We start from the raw sequence: 17423 nt of genomic DNA, 5'->3' as shown, positions 1-17423 counted from the left end.
CGCGGCGCCCGGCCTACGACGTCTTGTGCGGCACGCCGACGACCAGCCCGCCGTCCACGATGAACTCCGCACCGGTGGCGTAGGACGACTCGTCGCTGGCCAGGAAGAGCACGAAGGTCGCGACCTCCTCCACCGCGGCCGGGCGGCCCATCGGGATGGTGACCATGTCGTCCGGGATGTTCTCCGTCATGGGGGTGCGGATCAGCCCCGGGTGCAGCGAGTTCACCCGGATGCCGAGCGGCGCCAGCTCCAGCGCGGCCGACTTGGCCAGGCCGCGCACGCCCCACTTGGTGGCGACGTAGCCGTGCGCCCACGGCGCCCCGCGCAGCCCCTCGATCGAGGACACATTGATGATCGAGCCGGTGCCGGCCTTCTTCATGGCGGGCACGGCGGCGCGCAGGCCGAGGAAGGTGCCGGTCAGGTTGACGTCGAGGATGCGGCGCCACTGGTCCAGATCGAACTTGTGGATGGGCGCGCCGTTCACGATGCCCGCGTTGTTGACCAGCACGGTCAGCGAGCCGAACTCCTGCACGGCGACGGCCACGGCCGCGTCCCACTCCTCGGGCTGGGTGACATCGAGGTGGACGTAGCGCGCGTTCGGGCCGATCTCCTCGGCCAGCGCCTTGCCCGCGTCGTCCAGGATGTCGCCGATGACGACCTGCGCGCCCTCGGCCGCCAGCAGCTTGGCGTGCGCGGCGCCCATGCCCCTCGACCCGCCGCTGATGAGTGCAACTTTGCCGTCCACGCGTCCCATGGGGCGACGTTATCATAGGGTCTGGAACAGGTTCCAGACAGATATCCGGACAGGTGCTCGATCACCGTTCGGCAGAGGAGATTCCATGCCCATCCGCGTCGTCCACATCGCCACCGGGAACGTGGGCGCGCTGGCGCTGCGCCAGCTCGTCACCGACCCGCGCTTCGAGCTCGCCGGGCTCGCGGTCGCCACGCCGGGCAAGGTCGGGAAGGACGCGGGGGAGCTGGCCGGGCTCGACGTGGTCACCGGCATCACCGCGGTGGACGACCTGGACGCGCTGCTCGCGCTGGAGCCCGACTGCGCGGTCTACTGCGCCATGGGCGACACCAGGCCGATGGAGGCGCTGGAGGACTGCCTGAAGTTCCTGGCCGCCGGGGTGAACGTGGTCGGCTCGGCGCCGGTCTCGTTCCAGTACCCGTGGCAGGTGCTGCCGCAGAAGGTGATCGACCGGGTGCAGCGGGCGGCGGTGGACGGCGGGGCGAGCTTCTTCGTCACCGGGGTGGACCCGGGGTTCGCGAACGACCTGATCCCGTTCGCGCTCGCCTCCACCTGTCAGCGGATCGAGCAGGTGCGCTGCCTGGAGATCGCGGACTACGCGACCTACGACGGCGCGACCGTGATGTTCGACGTCATGGGGTTCGGCAAGCCGCTGGACGAGGTGCCGCTGCTCCTGCTGCCCGGGGTGCTCACCATCGCGTGGGGGTCGACGCTGCGGCAGCTGGCGGCGGGGTTCGGGATCGAGCTGGACGAGATCACCGAGAGCTACGAGCGGGAGCCGGCGCCGGAGGCGTTCGACATCGCGGCCGGGCACGTGCCGAAGGGCGGGGTGGCGGCGCTGCGCTTCGAGATCGTCGGGCGGGTCGGCGGGCATCCGGCGATCGTGGTGGAGCACGTGACCCGGCTCCGCGACGACCTGCGGCCGGATTGGGCGCGGCCGGCGCAGGAGGGCGGGTCGTACCGGGTGGAGATCACGGGGGAGCCGTCGTACACGGTGGATATCTGCCCGACCAGCGAGCTCGGCGATCACAACCACGCCGCGATCGTGGCGGCGGCGGGGCGGATCGTGAACGCGATCCCGGATGTGGTGGCGGCGGAGCCCGGGTTGCGGACCACCGCGGACCTGCCGCTCGGCACCGGCAGGGGAGTGTTCGCGGTCCCCGTGATGTGAGGGGCAGGGGCCGGCCGGGTTCCGGCCGGCCCGAGAGCCGCCGGGCCGAGCCGTGCGTCGCGGATCCGCCCCGCGGCCGAGCCGTGCGCGGGCCGGTTCGGTGTCGTGACCGCGTGGGGCGGCCTGGCTCGACGGCGCGGTCGTGCCGGGCCCCTATTCCCGCGGACCGCGGTACAGCGTCACCGCGCAGGCCCCGCCGAGCCCGAGGTTGTGCGCCAGCCCGATTCGGGCACCAGGGACCTGCCGTCCCTCCGCCAGCCCCCGCAACTGCCAGGACAATTCGGCGCACTGCGCCAGCCCGGTCGCGCCCAGCGGATGCCCCTTGGAGATCAGCCCCCCGGACGGGTTCACCACCCACCGCCCGCCGTACGTGGTCGCCCCCGACTCCACCAGCGCCCCGGATTCCCCCGGCGCACACAACCCGAGCGCCTCGTAGGTGAGCAGCTCGTTGATCGAGAAGCAGTCGTGCACCTCGAGCACGTCCACCTCCTCGATGCCGACCCCGGCCGCCTCGAAGACCTGCCGCCCGGCCCGCCGCGTCATGGGCGTGCCGACCACGTCGATCATCGACCCGCTCGCGAAGGATTCGGCGTCGTCGGTGACGAGCGCCTGCGCCGCGATCTCCACCGCCTGCCCGCCGAGCCCGTGCTCGGAGACGAACCGCTCGCTCGCGATCACCGCGGCGGCGGCGCCGTCCGACATGGGTGAGCACTGCGAGCGGGTGAGCGGGTCGTGCACCGGCTTGTCGGCGAGCACCTGCTCGACGGTGTAGGCGTTCTGGAACTGGGCGTACGGGTTGCGCGTCGAGTGCTCGTGGTTCTTCACCGCGACGGCCGCCAGCTGCTCCCGCGTGGTGCCGTGCGCGCGCATGTGCTCGGCCGCGGCGGCGCCGAAGAACTGGGTGGTGAGCGGCGCGGTGCCGAACCCGGCCGCGGCCTTCAGCGCCGCCAGGTGCCGGTCGATGGTGGTCACCGCGGGCCGCGCCCCCGACCCGGCCATGGCCTCCCTGGTCATCTGCTCGAAGCCGAGGGCGAGGGTCACGTCGGCGGCGCCGAACCGCACCCACTCCTGGGCGAGCAGCAGCGCGGAAGTGCCGGTGGCGCAGTTGTTGTTGACGTTCACCGCCGGAATCCCGGTCAGCCCGACCTCGTACAGCGCGCGCTGGCCCGCGGTGGAGGGCTGGAACACGTACCCGACGGCGGCCCGCTGCACCCGGTCGTAGCCGATGCCCGCATCGCCGAGCGCGCCGCTCACCGCCTCGGCCACCATCTGCGGGTAGGTCCAGTCGCGGCTCTGGATCTTCTCGAACTTCGTCATTCCGACGCCGACGACGTAGGCCCGGTTGGTCATGCGTTCTCCTCGGATCAGGGCCGGTCGCTGCCGACGACCCACAGGGCGTGGAACTGGGAGGCGCCGCCCATGGCGTGCCCGACGGCCAGGCGCGCGCCGTCCACCTGGTGCTCGCCCGCGGTGCCGCGCACCTGCAGCGCGGCCTCGGCGAAGCGGAGCAGCCCGGTGGCGCCGGTGGGGTTGCCGGAGAGCACGCCGCCGGAGGGGTTCACCGGCAGCCTGCCGCCGAAGGCGGTGCTGCCGTCGTCGACGAGCTCCCAGGCGCGGCCCTCCTCGGCCAGCCCGATGTTCTCCAGCCACATGGGCTCGTACCAGCTGTACGGGATGTACAGCTCGGCGGTGTCGATCTCGGTGGCGGGGTCGGTGATCCCGGCCTGGCGGTAGGCGTCGGCGGCGCACTGGCGGCCCGCCTCGGGGTTCACCTCGTCGCGGCCGGCGAAGTGGCCGGTCTCGGTGCGCCAGGACATGCCGTGGATCCAGGCGGGCGGGTGCGTGCCGCCGCCGGTGTCCTCCGCGCCGGTGACCACGATGGCGCAGGAGCCGTCCGACGACGGGCAGGACTCCAAATAGCGGATCGGGTCCCAGAGCATGCGCGACGCGCGCACCTCCTCGACGGTGATGTCCGGGCGCTGGATGTGCGCGTACGGGTTGCGGGTGGCGTTCAGCCGGTGGTTCACCGCGACCTGCCAGCCGATGTGCTCGGGTGCGCCGGAGCGGCGGATGTACTCGCGGATGATCGGGGCGAAGTGCGCGCCCGCGCCCGCGCCGAGGTGCGCGCTGAACGGGAGGCCGCGGGAGAGCGCCCAGGTGAAGTCGCCCTCGGATTCCTTGGAGTAGGCGACCACCAGCACCCGCTTCGCCAGCCCGGCCTGCACCAGGTGCGCGCCGTGGATGGCGGCGTGCCCGCCTACGCTGCCGCCGGTGAAGACCCTGGTCACCGGCAGCCCGCGGGCGCCCATGGCGTCGGCGAGGTAGAGCTCGGGGTTCATCACGCCGTCGAACAGGTCGGGGGTCTTGGAGAGCACCACCGCGTCGATGTCGGCGAACTCCAGCCTGGCATCGGCGAGTGCGGCGTCCACCGACTCGCGCACCAGCGCGCCGATGGTGACCTCGCGCCGCTTGGCCTGCCTGCTCTGCCCGATCCCGACGACGGCGGTTCTCATCGGTCACCCTCCAGCAGGCAGATCATGTTCTGTTGCAGCGCCGGGCCGTTGGTGGCGTGCGCGAGTGTGCGCCCGGCCCGGCCGCGCAGGATGTGCGCCGCCGCCTCGCCGATCCGGATGAGCCCGGTCGCGGTGGCGGGGCGGCCGGTGAGCGGGCCGCCGCCCGGGTTGACCGGGGTGGCGCCGAGGCCGAGCGCGGCGGCGAGAAACGGCTCCTGGTAGCTGTATTCGGTGTGCAGCTCGGCGATGTCGACGTCGGCGGCGCCGAACCCGGCGAACTCGGCCGCGGTCGCCGCCGCTCGGGTCACGGTGTCGCACGTCGTGAGATCCCGCGCGCCGAGGTAGTGCGTGTCCATCCGGTGGTCGATGCCGCGCAGCCACGCCGGACGCTCCGCCAGCGCCCGCGCGGTGTCGCCCGCGGCGAGCACGAGCACGGCGGCGGCGTCGCCCGCGGGGCCGCAGTCGTGCGCGCGCAGCGGGCTGGCGACGTACGGCGCCGCCAGCAGCTCCTCGACCGTCACCACCCCGCTGACCTGGGCGCCCGGCTCCTCCACGGCGGCGGCGAGGCTGCGCGCGACCACCTCGGCCAGCTGCTTCTCGGCCAGCGCGCCCGCGGCGAGCAGCGCGGCGGCCTGCAACCCGGCGGCGGCGTCGCGGTGCGGGCGCAGCGGGGCGAGGAAGTAGGGGTCGAGCTGGGCGGCCATGACCTGGTCCAGGTCGCTGGGGAGCGCGGCGCGGCCGATCCCGTACACCACCGCGACCTCACCCTCGCCGAGCTGCAGCCAGGTCCACGCCTCGTGCAGCGCCCAGGCCGCGTCCATCTCGACGTGCGATTCGGAGATCGGCGGCCAGGCGCCGACCGCGTCCAGCGAGTCGATGTAGGCGAAGGTGCGGCCCTCGAAGAAGTCGTGGCTGCCGGAGGCCCAGAAGTCGACCCGGTCGCGGGTGATCCCGGCCGCGGTCAGTGCGCGGCGCATGACCGGGAGCAGGATCTCGGCCATGTCGACCTCGCGGTCGGCGGCCTTCCCCGGCGACCGCTCGTACGCCACCACCGCGACATCACGCATCGGAACCCCCCGCCGTCGGCCGGAAGTACCGGATGCTGTCCAGGGAGTGCGTCAGCTCGGCCTCCTCGGCCCAGACCGACTCCACCTCCATGCCGATCTCCAGTGCGGCCGAGTCGATCTCGCGCACCAGGTGCATGAGCCTGGTGTCGGCGCCGTGCACCTGGATCTGCGCGACCGCGTACGGCGGGTCGAACTTCTGCCCGGGGAAGGGGAAGTTGACCACGCAGAAGGTGCGCACGGTCCCGGTGCCGGGCAGCGGGAAGGGCGCGGAGAGCTCGGTGAGGCAGCGCGAACAGAACTCCGGCGGCGGCAGGTACACCTGCGCGCAGCCGGGGCAGCGCCTGGCCAGCAGCTCGCGCCGGGCGAGGCCGCGCAGGAAGAGCGAGCGCCCGCCGCCTGCCACGTAGGTGTAGTCCATCTTGAACGGGCTGGTGAACGTGCTCACCGGGGCGGGCAGGGTCACGATTCCTCCAGGGGCTCGAAGCAGACGATGTCGCGGATGCTCCCCTCCCGCTCCGCGCGCCAGCGCACCCTGACCCGCAGTCCGACGCCGATCCGGTCCAGTGCGCCGCCGACGTCGACCGCGTGGAAGAGCGCGCCCTCGGTGCCGTCGATCCGGATCAGCGCCCAGGCGAAATGGCCGGGGCCGAGTTCGTCGTGCTCCCGGCTCGGCACCCCGGTCCAGCCGAGCACCGTGCCGACGTCGGGGAGTGGAACGAGTTCGCCGGTGGGGCGCGCGGTCTCCGGGTCGATCTCCAGCGGCGGGCAGAGCACGGTGCCGCGGTCGGTGCGGGCGCCGAAGAGCCGCGCTTCGCGGAGCCCGCCGAAGAACACGCCGAGCGTCGGCCCCACCGTGCGGGTGAACGGGAACTCGACGCTGTAGGGCGCGGTGAGGCTGGAATCAGCGGGTTCGCTCGGCACGGAGCCTCCTCGGGTGGGGATCGCCCACCGATCGTGGACCGGGACCGCAGCGATGTCAATCAACTGATTGAACCGCCGCGGACCGGTCTGCTCGGACAGGTGTACAGGTGTGCGCCGGTGTCGTAAGCTCGAGCACAATTAGAACCTGTTACACCACTCGGTGTGAGGAGATCGCTTGGCCATCGTCGAAACGCTGCCGCCGACCGCCGACGGGCACCGCAGGCTCGGCCTGCGCTCGCCCGCGGACGGGGCGGACGTCGGCGAGATCGTGGTGCGCACCCCGGAGGAGGTCGCCGCCGCGATCGCGACGGCCCGCGCGGCCCAGCCGGGCTGGGCCGAGCGGCCGGTCAAGGAGCGCGCCGCGATCATTCGCCGGGCCGTGCAGGTGCTGGTGGACCGCCGCGCGGAGATCGCCGCGACGGTGCGCGGGGAGACCGGCAAGCCGCTGGTCGAGGCGCTCGCGGTGGAGATCCTGCCCTCCTGCGACTTCCTGAACTACTGGAGCGGCCGCGCGGTCAAGGACCTGGCCGACGAGAAGCGGCGGCTGCACGGCTATCTCGCGCCGCTGAAGAAGCTGGTGGTGAGCTACCGGCCGCTCGGCGTCGTCGGCGTGATCACGCCGTGGAACGGGCCGTTCGTGCTCTCGATCAACCCGGTGGCGCAGGCGCTGCTCGCCGGGAACGCGGTGCTGCTCAAGCCGTCCGAGGTCACCCCGCACTCCGGCGAGTGGGCGGTGAAGGTGCTGCACGAGGCCGGTGTCCCCGAGGACGTGCTCCAGGTGCTGCACGGCGACGGGGAGACCGGCGCGGCCCTGGTCGACGGCGATATCGACAAGATCTCGTTCACCGGGAGCGTGCCGACCGGCAAGCGGATCGCGGCGGCCTGCGCCGAGCGGCTCATCCCGTGCACGCTGGAGCTCGGCGGCAAGGACGCCATGATCGTCTGCGCCGACGCGGATCTGGAGCGGGCCTCGGCGGGCGCGGTGTACCTGTCGATGTTCAACAGCGGGCAGGTGTGCGTCGGGGTCGAGCGGATCTACGTGGTGGAGAGCGTGGCCGACGAGTTCGTCGCCAAGGTGCGGGAGAAGGCGGCTGCGGTCACCTACGGCGCGGGCAAGGACGTCGGCCCGCTCTTCTGGGATCGCCAGCTCGACATCGTCAGCAAGCACGTGCAGGACGCCAGGGACAAGGGCGCCACCGTGCTGCTCGGCGGCGAGCAGGACACCGCGGACGGCGTCTACTTCCAGCCGACGCTGGTCGTCGACGTCACGCACGACATGGAGCTCATGCGCGAGGAGACCTTCGGCCCGATCGTCTCGATCATGCGGGTCGCCGACGAGGACGAGGCCGTCCGGCTCGCCAACGATTGTGCCTACGGGCTGAGCGGCAGCGTCTTCACCAGGGACCGGGCGAAGGCGGTCCGGCTGGCCCGCGAGCTGCACACCGGGTCGGTGGTGCACAACGACGCCTCGGTCATCTACGGGGTGCCGGAGGCGCCGTTCGGCGGGCGCAAGAACAGCGGGCTCGGGCAGGTCAACGGCATCGACGCACTGCGCGGGTTCACGCACGCGCAGCCGGTGCTGATCGACCGCTGGGGGCCGAAGAAGGAGAGCATCTGGTACCCGTACGCCGACGAGATGGTGCAGACGCTCGACCGCACCATCCGGCTCGGCTTCGGGAGCAGGATCGCGCGCAGACTCATGCGCTGAGCCGCGTCCGGGGGCCGTGCCCCGGGTGCGCCGCGACTTGCGGAGGGGCGGCTCCGGTTCAGGGGCCGGCCGGACGGAGGGTGCCGGCCGCCGCGATGGCGATGGCGGCGGCCAGCGCCTCCAGGGCGGGTGACTCCACCTTCCACTGCTGCCAGTACAGCGGCACGTCGACGGTGGCGTCGCCGTCGATCCGCGCCAGCTCCGGGGCCGCCGTGAGCTGCGGTTCGGCGACCATGCCCCAGCCGAGGCCGAGCCGGATCGCGGCGACGTAGGCGTGCGGGGTCGGGACGAAGTGCCGCGGCGCCGTCACCGGGCGTCTGGTCCGCCTGCGCAGGTACTCCTCCTGGAGATTGTCCTTGCGGTCGAAGTTCACCACCGGGGCGCGGGCCAGGGATTCGGCGTCGGCGCCGTCCGGGAACCAGGTCGCCGCGAACTCCGGCGCGGCCATCGGCCGGTACCGCATGATCCCGAGCGGCCGCACCGAGCAGCCCTGCACCGCGCGGCGGGTCGCGGTGATGGCGGCGACCACGGTGCCGTCGCGCAGCAGGGCGGTGGTGTGCTCCTCGTCCTCCCGGTGGATCTCGAAGCTCAGCCCCGGCGGGGTGCGGGCGAGCGCGGGCATCACCCAGGTGTCGAGCGAGTCGGCGTTCACCGCGAACGGCAGCCGCACCGGACCGGGTTCGTCTGCCGCGCCGAGTTCGCGGGCTGTCTCGCCGACGAGGAGCTCCAGCTGTCTGGCCAGGCGGAGCACAGCGGTCCCGGATTCGGTGGGGCGCACCGGTTTCACCCGCTGGACCAGGATGCGACCCGCCGCGTCCTCCAGGGCCTTGATGCGCTGGCTCAGCGCCGAGGGGGTGATGTGCAGGCGGCGGGCGGCGGCCTCGAAGGTGCCCTCGGTGACGGCGGCGCTCAGTGCGCGCAGCTGGTCGAGCTGCAGGTCCATGTTCAGAAATTCTAATGGTGCGTGAAAATCTTCAGCTGGACTGCTCGGCGGCGCGTTCCTAGTTTGGCCGGGTGACCTCCATCCTCTCCGGTTTCGGCTTCGGACTCTCGCTCATCGTGGCGATCGGTGCGCAGAACGCGCATGTGCTGCGCCAGGGAATCACCCGCACGCATGTCGGCGCGGTGGTCGCGGTGTGCGCGGTGTCGGACGTGCTGCTCATCGCCGCCGGGGTCGCCGGCTTCGGGGCGGTGGTGCGGTCGGTGCCGGAGGTGCTGGTGGTGGCGCGCTGGGCCGGGGCGGTGTTCCTCTGCGGGTACGCGGCGCTGGCGTTGCGGCGGGCGTGGAGTCCGGCGGCTCTCGTCCCCGCCGCCGATCCGCCGGGCGAGGTCGCCGACGACGCCGTGCCGGTGCCGGTCGGCGCGGTGTCGAGCAGCGCGAACGGGCGTGATTCGACCCCGCGCGGCGCCGCTCGGTTCGCCCACCCCGCTCGGGGCCGGACCGCACCCGCGCTGGGCGCGACCATCGCGACAACCCTTGCCCTGACCTGGCTCAACCCGCACGTCTACCTGGACACCGTCGTCCTGCTCGGCTCCTTCGCCTCGGCGCACGCGGGCGCGGACCGGTGGTACCTCGCGGCGGGCGCCATGACCGCGAGCGTCCTGTGGTTCCTCGCGCTCGGCTACGGCGCCCGCCTGCTCCGCCCGCTCTTCGCCCGGCCCGGCGCCTGGCGGGTGCTGGACGCCGCCATCGCGCTCGTCATGCTCGCGCTCGGCGCCGGGCTGCTGCTCGGCTGACTCAGGACCTGTGCGGCACCCCGGCGGTGAGCCCGCCGTCCACCACGAACTCCGCGCCGGTCGAGTAGGAGGATTCGTCCGAGGCCAGGAAGACCACCAGCGCCGACACCTCCTCCGGCTCCGCGCCGCGGCCGAGCGGGATCTGCAGGAAGTCCTCCGGGATCCCCTCGGTCATCGGCGTCCGGATCAGCCCCGGGTGCACCGAATTCACCCGGATGCCCTGCGGCGCCAGCTCCAGCGCCGCCGACTTGGTGAGCCCGCGCACCGCGAACTTGGTCGCCACGTACCCGTGCAGCCCCGCGCTGCCGCGCAGCCCCTCCACCGACGAGATGTTCACGATCGATCCGCCGCCCGACTTCCGCAGCAGCGGCACCGAGGCGCGCATCCCGAGGAAGGTGCCGGTCAGGTTGATGTCGATGATCTTCTGCCATTCGCTGAGCTCGAAGTCGGGCAGCAGGTTCCCGTTCACGATCCCGGCATTGTTGACCAGCACGTGCAGCCCGCCGAAGCGCTCATCGGCGGTACGCACCGCGGCGCTCCACGCCTCCGGATCGCGGACGTCGAGCGGCACGTGGACCGCCGCGTCGCCGAGCTCGTCGGCCAGCGCCGCACCCGGCTCGTCCAGGATGTCGCCGAGCACCACCCGCCCGCCCTCGGCCACCACCGCCCTGGCGTGCGCGGCGCCCATGCCGCGGGCCGCGCCGCTGATCAGTGCCACTTTGCCGCTGAGTCGGCTCACCGGATCTCCTCACGTTGGTCAAGCATCGGCCCCGAACTTACGCCGCAGTTTGCTGTGACCGAGTGTTGCAGGTACTCCGTATCCACGGTTACGGTAAGGGGGACTGAAGGAGTACCGATGACGCTGCTTCGACGGCTCGCCCGGCGCGCCGACCCCGACCCCGGCGCGGTCGCGCTGCGGGCCCGCGCGGTGCGTTTCGACTGGGTGGGAACGCCCCTGCACTGGATGCCGGACGAGCCCATCGCCTCGCACCTGATCAACGCGCTGAACCTGCTGCTCCCCGAGGGTGAACGCATGTTCTGCGCCGCCTACGGTGAGGCGCTGCCACTGGTCCGCGACGAGCGGCTGCGCGCCGCCATGCTCGGCTTCGTCGGCCAGGAAGCGGTGCACGCCGACACCCACGAGCGGGTGCTGCACGAGGTGCTCGCGGCGGCAGGCATCGACCCGGGGCCGTACCTGCGGCAGGCCGAGTTCCTGTTCCGGAAGACGCTGGGGCCGCGCGCGGACGGCGCAGTCCAGATGCTCGTCGAGCGGCTCACCTTCATCGCCTGCCTGGAGCACTTCTTCGCCTACCTCGGCGACTGGGTGCTCAACGCCGACCTGGAGAGGTTCGGGGCGGACCCGCGGATGGCCGATCTGTACCGCTGGCACGGCGCCGAGGAGGTGGAGCACCGGCACGTCGCGCACGACGTCGCGGTGTACTTCGGGGCGGGGTACCTGCGGCGCTCCGCGGTGATGTCGCTGACCTTCCCGGTGTTCCTGCTGCTCCTGCTGCGCGGGACCCGCTTCCTGGTGCGGCAGGATCCGGCGCTGCCGGACCATCGGTATCCGCTGCTCCTGCTGCGGGTCGGTGCGGCCATGTGGCGCGGGGCGCTGCCGGGGGTTCCGTCGCTGCTGCGCAGCGCCGCCAGTACTTTCGTGCCTGGTTACGACCCGGGCGGGGTCGGGTCGACGGCGCAGGCGGTGGCGTATCTCGCGCAGTCGCCCGCCGCGCGGGCGGCGGCCTCGTGACCGGTGCCGACCCCGCGCTGCCCGCCGATCTCTTCGGCGCCGGACGTCCGGACCGCGCCCTCCGCGTGGTGCACGCGCTCGCCTCGGCCCGCCTGCGCTGGTCCGCGCTGACGCACCGGCAGGCCCCGGTCACCGCGGCGTACGCCGACCGGTTGCCGCTCATCCTCGCGCGCCGCGAACAGGTCGCCGACGACGTCGTCGCGCTGACCTTCCGCGCCCCCGACGGTGGCCGGCTACCCCGCTGGCATCCCGGCGCGCACCTCGACCTGGAACTGCCCTCCGGCCGCTTCCGCCAGTACTCGCTCTGCGGCGACCCGGACGACCGCCGCGCCTACCGCATCGCTGTCCGCCGCATCGACGGCGGCGCGGGCGGCTCCCTGGAACTCCACGAATCCGTCCCCGCCGGAGGCTCGCTGGTTGCTCGCGGCCCGCGCAATGCCTTCCCGTTCGCGGTCCCCGGCTTCGGATCACCCGCGCGCCGGCTGCTCTTCGTGGCAGGCGGCATCGGCATCACCCCGATCCTGCCCATGCTCCGCCTCGCCGACCGGCTCGGCGCCGACTGGTCGCTGACCTACACCGGCCGCTCCCGCGAATCCCTCCCCTTCCGCGCCGAACTCGCCCGCCACGGCAGTCGCGTCCGTATCCGCACCGACGACCGCGACGGCCTGCCGGACGCCGCCGCCCTGCTCCCCGGCCTCGCCTCGGGCACCGCCGTCTACTGCTGCGGCCCCACCGGCCTGACCGACACCGTGCTCGCCGCCACCCGCACCCTGTCCGGCGTCGAGCTGCACGTCGAACGCTTCGGCCCGGCCCCGGTGCGCGACGGCGTCCCCTTCGAACTGGAACTCGCCCGCACCGGCGAGGTACGCACCGTCCCCGCCGACCGCTCCGCCCTCGACGTCCTGCTCGCCGCGCGCCCCGACCGGCTCTATTCGTGCCGACAGGGCTTCTGCCGCACCTGCGTCACCCGGGTCCTGGCCGGCGAACCCGACCACCGCGACGGCGCGCTCACCCCGGCCGAGCGCGCGGCCGGTGCGATGCTCCCGTGCGTCTCGCGAGCCGACGGCGGCCGCCTCGTCCTCGATGTCTGAGCGCTCACCCCGCGGCGAGCCGCGCCAGCTCCGACTCCACCGCCGCGACCTGGTCCGCGCACACCCCCCATGGCCGCTGCACGCCGACCACCGTGTCCAGATCCCAGAGCACGCACCGCTCACCGGGCCGCGCCACCAGCGACCAGGCCACCACCGTCCGCCCGAGCTGCCGCTCCATCGGCTCCGGCTCGCCGCGCCGCGGACCGGCGCCATCGGGGTAGTGGTGCAGGAAGCGGCCGTACGCCGCCGCGCAGAACTCCGCGTACCGCTCGGTGCAGAGGATGAGCCCGTGCCAGGCCTCGTCCACCGCGTGCGAGGGCATGCCGATCATCCGGTCGTCGCGCAGCGCCGCCCCGCAGCAGCGCAGCCACTGCCGCAGCCCGGTGATCACCAGGTCGCGCGGCTGCCACGGGCAGGTGGTGAAGACCGGCTCGACGAGTTCCAGTGCGGCGACGGCGCTTTCGACGCGGCCCAGGTCGATCCCGGGCCGCGCGGCCGCGCGGGAGCGGAGGAGGGCCACCGCCCCACTGTAACCAGCGGCGCCGATTCGCGCTGCTCGGAGCCGGTTTCGCCGCTACCATTCGGCCATGATCGCCGTTCTCGTCGTCGCGCTGGTGCTGCTGGTACTGGTCTTCCTCGTCATCGGGTTCCTGGTGTGGCGCCTGGTCGCGAGCGCGCACGATCAGATCGGCACCTCCACCTCGTCGATCGGCGGCGGTTCCGCGCCGTGGAGCGCCGCCGACTCCGGTACGTCCTGGTCCGACGGTGGCTCGGGCTTCACCGGCGGGGATTCCTCCTCGGACGACCCCCACTCGCACGGCTCCTCCTGCTCCAGCGGCAGCTCGTGCAGCAGTGGTTCCTCGTGCAGCAGCGGTTCCTCGTGCAGCAGCGGAAGCAGTAGCGGCTGCGGTGGGGGATCCTGACCGTTTCCGCCAGAAGCCGACGCCATCAGGTATTGCTGCGCGTTAACTGATTCGGCCGATCCGACCGCGCCCGTGGGGTGTCCCGCTTCCCTGCATCGAGACCATCCGTTGGTCGCATCCGAAATTTGTCGGAGATCACAATTTCGGCCCGGCCGCCGGCTGTGATTGTGCACAAGCTGGGCCGATGTCGAAGAACAATCCATCCCGAATGGTTTGAGTGACCGCAGGTTCGGGAAACTTGGAAATACAGACCGGCTACCCGGTGCGGTGTTCCGATTGCGGGGCTACTGTGCCGTCCGTGGAAATTCTGATCGTGGTCGCGGTCGTAGCAGTCGTTCTGTTCATGGTCATCGGAGTCGTGCAAATCGCCAGCCGTCCCCCGCTGGATCGCAGTCGCTGGGAGAATGCCGAACCCAGGGAGGCGCGTATCGACAGCGGTCCCCGCTAACCCCCTGTCCCCGCGTCCGGTGCGTTCGCGCACCGGACGCGACGGATCACGCCCGCTTCCCCCGCGCCGGCGTCAGCACCACCACGGCGAGCGGCCGCGCGGTCAGCTTCTGATAGTCGGTGTACCGCCCCTGATTCACCCCGTCCACGATCGTCCACCGACGCAGATAATCCGGATCCCCCGGATACGTCGGCACCGCCGTCACCTCGATCTTCTCCCGCCCGACCTGGATCGCGCACTCCGGCCGCGCCTGCACATTCGCCAGCCACCCCGGAGCCCGGTCCGCACCGCCGTTCGACGCCGTCACCAGGAAATCGTCCCCATCCCGGCCGTACGTCAACGCCGCCACCCGCGGCTCCCCGGTCTTCCGTCCCACGGTCCGCAGCAGCAACGTCGGATTCCCGAGCAACACCCGGTGCCCCAGCCGCCCGTCACTGCGTTCGTACACCCACTGGTGCGCCTGCAACAGCCGCACGAACACACTCGCCATCACGGCCTCCGAAACCTCGTGGGAACGTCCTGTCACCCTAGTGTCGAGTTCGCAACTGGTGTCCGGATCACGTGAGCCGGTAGCATCCGGTGGCACTCGTGATCACGAGGTCGGGGGCGGTAGCTCAGTCGGTTAGAGCCGTGGACTCATAATCCATTGGTCGCGGGTTCGAGCCCCGCCCGCCCCACAAGTTCGAGTTCGGCCGCCCGCCCCGCGCCTGCTTCGCAGCGAGAAACGCCCCCTCGGATCGATGCTTATCGGTCGGTGGTTCGGCATGATCGCGAGATGACTCCCGGTTCGCCGCGCCGACCGAGTCCGTCGGCTCCGCGCAGAGTCGCCGGCGACGGCCTGCGTCGACCGGTCCGGAGGCGAGCGCGACGCAGCCTCCCCCCGCCTCGGCGGAGCAGGTTGCGGCGCAGCACGGCGAGCCAGCGGCTCCATGTGCCGCATGCCGTCCGGTTTCGAGCGCTCAGGAACTTCCTCCGCGCCGTAGCCGAACGATTCCGAGGGATCACGATCGCTGAAGTCGCGGGTCTCGTGACCGCCTTGACGGCCATCGGGGCGGTGCTCTTCACCGCGAGGTCGTTCGAAGCGAGCCGGCTGCAGGTCGAGACGCAGCGGGAGACGCAGATCAACGACCGGTACTACCGGGCGGTGTCACAGCTGGGATCGGAGAATCTCGACACCCGGCTGGGCGCCATCTACTCGCTGGAGCGGTTGGCGGTCGACTCTCCCCGAGACCACTGGGGTGTGTTCTCGGTTCTGTCGGCGTTCGTGAGGACGCATGCGCCGGTGGGCGAGTCGTGTGACTCGATCGGGGGAGGCGCGGCGGTTGCTCCGGATATCGAGGCCGCTTCGACCGCTATCGCTCGCCGAGGGTACGAGGAGGACGGGGCGGCGAAGACGCGTGGTGCGGAGATTCATGCCGTCGATGTGGGCGGCGCGTGTCTGGCCGGTGTGCTGATGGTGGACGTGACGTTGACGAATACCGATTTCCGTGGGTCCGACCTGAGTGGCTCTGTCGTCGACTCATCGAAGGTCTTCGATACGAACTTCGATTCGGCCGACCTGCGCGGGGTGGTGATGACCGACACCGAGGTGTGGCGGAGCACGTTCCGGGGCGCCGATCTGTCGGGTGCGAGTTTCGACACATGCGACCTGAACGAGGTCGGATTCCAGAATGCCGACCTGAGGAGGGCGAGCTTCGAGTCCACGTCGCTCGAGCACGTCGATCTGAGTGGTGCCGATCTGTCCGGGGTCGATTTGTCCGGAGTTGCTGTCGCGGGGGTGAAATACGACGGTAGAACTGTCTGGCCGGTGGGGTATCTGCCGCCGCCCAGCCGCTGAATGGTTCAGGCCGCGGTCAGCAGGAAATACGCGTAGTTCCGGTCGAGCTCGTTCTCCGGAACCAGATGAACTGCTTCCGGTCGGAAGCCGGTTTGCCCCGCCAGCTTCCAGAAGTGATCGATGGGGAAAATCGTCTGGGAGGCGAGGTTCCGCGCATAGCTGCGCCTGGGAGCGGTCCGGCCGTCGCTGTCGCGGTACTTGACCTGGATGAACGCGACCCCGCCCGGGGCGAGCACCGCGCGCGCGATACGAAGGATCCGGGTGGCGTACTCCGCGGAGGGCAGCAGCTCGACGACGTAGAGGCAGAGGAATACGTCGCAGCTCGCGCGCCCGATGGTGTCGACGGCCGCTTCGGGGTTCTCGACCTCCACGAGCAGCGGCACGAAGTCGACGTCGCACGCGGCGAGCGTGTGCTCGCGGCATTCGTCCAGACTCGCCCGCACGACGTCGACCGCGACGAACCGCTCCGCGCGAGGCGCGAAGGCAACGGCGTTGGCGCCACCGCCACACCCCCACTCGGCCACCGTGCCGAACGACGGCGGGGTGTCGAGAACCCGGGCGAGCTTGTCGAAGAGCGCCAGGTGATCCTGCCCCACCTTCTCCCACTGCCCGGGAATCCCCGTTCGCCAGTGTGAATTGCCGGCCCAGGCCGGCTCGGCGGGGCTGGTCCAGTACTGGGCCGCCTCGGCGATGACCCGATTCTCGGACCGCCTCGGCCCGATCCGGTCCAGGGCCTCACGCCCACGCCTCTTCAGTCGCCGCGTCATACCTATAGCCCTGTCCTCCACCGGTCCCCCTCGCCGCCGATGCTGCCTGCCCCGAGTCCAGGGGCTGGCGTCATCGGCGTATGTGCTGCGCGGCTACGGCCAATCGGCGCAGTCGGTGCCTGGCTGCGCCGAGTCGAGGGTTGACCAGTTCCAGCCCGGTGGAGTGGGCGATGGTCTCGACGACCTCGTCGACCGTCAGGTGGTCGGTGGCGATGTGCGAGGCGAAGCGGTCGTCGGTGAGGGCGGCGACGCAGCGGTCGATCTGCCGCATCGCCCAGCTCTCGCCGGATCCGAACAGGGCCTCCAAGCGGGTGCTCAACCGGTGCCGCAGCACCTCGGGCGCGGCGAGGAGGGCGAAGTGCCGTACCTCGGCGCCGGACTCGGCGAGGGCGTCCATGATCTCGTCGAAGTACTGCGCGCGGACCAGCGTCATCGGCACCAGGACCGGGCCGGGGTGCACGGCGACCACGTCGGCGAGGGTGGCGGCGACGGCGGAGCGCCACTGGGGATGGTCCTGGAAGTCGCCGCGCGCGCTGCGGGGGAGCATGCGGTGGATGCCGTAGCCGATGAGTTCCGGGTCGGCGACGTGAGAGTTTGCCAGGCGGCGGTGCAATTCGAAGGCGGTCTGTGTCTTTCCGGCGCCGAAGGCGCCGTTGATCCACACCAGCATCACCCGAGGGTACCGCGCGGTCACCCGAACAGATCGCGGACGTGTTGCCCGCGCTCTAGTCTGAACCCG

General features: G+C 71.8%; 20 protein-coding genes and 1 tRNA gene. 9 read left to right on the top strand and 12 right to left on the bottom strand.

The genetic code is table 11. The features are described 5' to 3' along the window. Positions 1-13: 13 nt before the first annotated feature. The gene (locus ACFO0B_RS29565; protein ID WP_378616626.1) at positions 14-754 is read right to left on the bottom strand and encodes a glucose 1-dehydrogenase; all 741 of its coding nucleotides are present in this window, start codon (positions 752-754) and stop codon (positions 14-16) included. Between the two features lie 85 nt (positions 755-839). Between ACFO0B_RS29565 and ACFO0B_RS29560 the strand changes: the two genes are divergently transcribed. After that, the gene (locus tag ACFO0B_RS29560) at positions 840-1922 is read left to right on the top strand and encodes an NAD(P)H-dependent amine dehydrogenase family protein (protein ID WP_378616624.1); all 1083 of its coding nucleotides are present in this window, start codon (positions 840-842) and stop codon (positions 1920-1922) included. 153 nt (positions 1923-2075) lie between these two features. Here ACFO0B_RS29560 and ACFO0B_RS29555 read toward each other — a convergent pair whose 3' ends face one another. From ACFO0B_RS29555 to ACFO0B_RS29535, 5 genes are read right to left on the bottom strand one after another with little or no spacing between them, the layout of a single operon-like run. Then, a complete protein-coding gene (locus ACFO0B_RS29555) occupies positions 2076-3272 on the bottom strand; it encodes a thiolase C-terminal domain-containing protein (protein ID WP_378616622.1) in 1197 nt (398 codons plus the stop codon). Between the two features lie 14 nt (positions 3273-3286). Continuing rightward, positions 3287-4435 carry a thiolase domain-containing protein gene (locus ACFO0B_RS29550; RefSeq protein WP_378616620.1) on the bottom strand — a complete coding sequence of 383 codons (1149 nt, stop codon included), beginning with the start codon at positions 4433-4435 and terminating at the stop codon, positions 3287-3289. After that, positions 4432-5502 carry a lipid-transfer protein gene (locus ACFO0B_RS29545; RefSeq protein ID WP_378616618.1) on the bottom strand — a complete coding sequence of 357 codons (1071 nt, stop codon included), beginning with the start codon at positions 5500-5502 and terminating at the stop codon, positions 4432-4434. The genes ACFO0B_RS29550 and ACFO0B_RS29545 overlap by 4 nt, the downstream gene beginning before the upstream one ends. Beyond that, on the bottom strand, positions 5495-5968 hold the full coding sequence (locus tag ACFO0B_RS29540) for a Zn-ribbon domain-containing OB-fold protein (protein WP_378617287.1): 474 nt from the start codon (positions 5966-5968) through the stop codon (positions 5495-5497). Before ACFO0B_RS29540 ends, ACFO0B_RS29545 begins: the two co-directional genes overlap by 8 nt. Next, positions 5962-6423: a Zn-ribbon domain-containing OB-fold protein gene (locus ACFO0B_RS29535; protein ID WP_378616616.1), complete on the bottom strand. Its 462-nt coding sequence runs from the start codon at positions 6421-6423 to the stop codon at positions 5962-5964. The genes ACFO0B_RS29540 and ACFO0B_RS29535 overlap by 7 nt, the downstream gene beginning before the upstream one ends. A 175-nt stretch (positions 6424-6598) precedes the next feature. On the opposite strand from ACFO0B_RS29535, the gene ACFO0B_RS29530 reads away from it, so the two are divergent. Further along, a complete protein-coding gene (locus ACFO0B_RS29530) occupies positions 6599-8131 on the top strand; it encodes an aldehyde dehydrogenase family protein (RefSeq protein WP_378616614.1) in 1533 nt (510 codons plus the stop codon). A 58-nt stretch (positions 8132-8189) separates the two neighbouring features. Here the strand turns inward: ACFO0B_RS29530 and ACFO0B_RS29525 are convergent, their stop codons facing one another. Then, the gene (locus ACFO0B_RS29525; protein WP_378616612.1) at positions 8190-9074 is read right to left on the bottom strand and encodes a LysR family transcriptional regulator ArgP; all 885 of its coding nucleotides are present in this window, start codon (positions 9072-9074) and stop codon (positions 8190-8192) included. A gap of 71 nt (positions 9075-9145) precedes the next feature. On the opposite strand from ACFO0B_RS29525, the gene ACFO0B_RS29520 reads away from it, so the two are divergent. Beyond that, positions 9146-9868 carry a LysE/ArgO family amino acid transporter gene (locus ACFO0B_RS29520; protein ID WP_378616611.1) on the top strand — a complete coding sequence of 241 codons (723 nt, stop codon included), beginning with the start codon at positions 9146-9148 and terminating at the stop codon, positions 9866-9868. A 1-nt stretch (position 9869) separates the two neighbouring features. Here the strand turns inward: ACFO0B_RS29520 and ACFO0B_RS29515 are convergent, their stop codons facing one another. Then, positions 9870-10607: a glucose 1-dehydrogenase gene (locus tag ACFO0B_RS29515; protein ID WP_378616610.1), complete on the bottom strand. Its 738-nt coding sequence runs from the start codon at positions 10605-10607 to the stop codon at positions 9870-9872. 117 nt (positions 10608-10724) lie between these two features. Here ACFO0B_RS29515 and ACFO0B_RS29510 point away from each other — a divergent pair, with 117 nt between their 5' ends. Further along, positions 10725-11618, top strand: a complete 894-nt coding sequence (locus ACFO0B_RS29510) for a metal-dependent hydrolase (RefSeq protein WP_378616609.1) — start codon at positions 10725-10727, stop codon at positions 11616-11618. Next, complete coding sequence (locus ACFO0B_RS29505; protein ID WP_378616608.1) at positions 11615-12709, top strand: PDR/VanB family oxidoreductase; 1095 nt, start codon at positions 11615-11617, stop codon at positions 12707-12709. Before ACFO0B_RS29510 ends, ACFO0B_RS29505 begins: the two co-directional genes overlap by 4 nt. A 4-nt stretch (positions 12710-12713) precedes the next feature. Here ACFO0B_RS29505 and ACFO0B_RS29500 read toward each other — a convergent pair whose 3' ends face one another. Further along, the gene (locus tag ACFO0B_RS29500; RefSeq protein ID WP_378616606.1) at positions 12714-13229 is read right to left on the bottom strand and encodes a hypothetical protein; all 516 of its coding nucleotides are present in this window, start codon (positions 13227-13229) and stop codon (positions 12714-12716) included. Positions 13230-13296: 67 nt separating this feature from the next. On the opposite strand from ACFO0B_RS29500, the gene ACFO0B_RS29495 reads away from it, so the two are divergent. Both ACFO0B_RS29495 and ACFO0B_RS29490 read left to right on the top strand, forming a co-directional pair. Beyond that, positions 13297-13632: a hypothetical protein gene (locus ACFO0B_RS29495; protein ID WP_378616604.1), complete on the top strand. Its 336-nt coding sequence runs from the start codon at positions 13297-13299 to the stop codon at positions 13630-13632. A 298-nt stretch (positions 13633-13930) separates the two neighbouring features. Beyond that, positions 13931-14080 (top strand): hypothetical protein, encoded by a 150-nt coding sequence (locus ACFO0B_RS29490; protein WP_378616602.1) that lies wholly within the window; start codon positions 13931-13933, stop codon positions 14078-14080. Positions 14081-14126: 46 nt separating this feature from the next. Here the strand turns inward: ACFO0B_RS29490 and ACFO0B_RS29485 are convergent, their stop codons facing one another. Continuing rightward, positions 14127-14570: a nitroreductase/quinone reductase family protein gene (locus tag ACFO0B_RS29485; RefSeq protein WP_378616600.1), complete on the bottom strand. Its 444-nt coding sequence runs from the start codon at positions 14568-14570 to the stop codon at positions 14127-14129. A 113-nt stretch (positions 14571-14683) separates the two neighbouring features. On the opposite strand from ACFO0B_RS29485, the gene ACFO0B_RS29480 reads away from it, so the two are divergent. Then, positions 14684-14757, top strand: a tRNA-Ile gene (locus tag ACFO0B_RS29480). 350 nt (positions 14758-15107) lie between these two features. Next, a complete protein-coding gene (locus tag ACFO0B_RS29475) occupies positions 15108-15917 on the top strand; it encodes a pentapeptide repeat-containing protein (protein WP_378616598.1) in 810 nt (269 codons plus the stop codon). Between the two features lie 5 nt (positions 15918-15922). Here the strand turns inward: ACFO0B_RS29475 and ACFO0B_RS29470 are convergent, their stop codons facing one another. Together ACFO0B_RS29470 and ACFO0B_RS29465 are read right to left on the bottom strand one after the other, a co-directional pair. After that, entirely contained in the window at positions 15923-16705 is a 783-nt protein-coding gene (locus ACFO0B_RS29470; RefSeq protein ID WP_378616596.1) for a class I SAM-dependent methyltransferase, read from the bottom strand. Positions 16706-16754: 49 nt separating this feature from the next. Continuing rightward, positions 16755-17354: an AAA family ATPase gene (locus ACFO0B_RS29465; protein ID WP_378616594.1), complete on the bottom strand. Its 600-nt coding sequence runs from the start codon at positions 17352-17354 to the stop codon at positions 16755-16757. Between the last annotated feature and the right edge of the window lie 69 nt (positions 17355-17423).

Source organism: Nocardia jiangsuensis (assembly GCF_042650385.1).
In the GTDB taxonomy this organism is placed as follows: Bacteria; Actinomycetota; Actinomycetes; order Mycobacteriales; family Mycobacteriaceae; genus Nocardia; species Nocardia jiangsuensis.
Note: the sequence above shows the minus strand (reverse complement) of the source record. Positions and strands in the feature narration are given on the sequence as shown.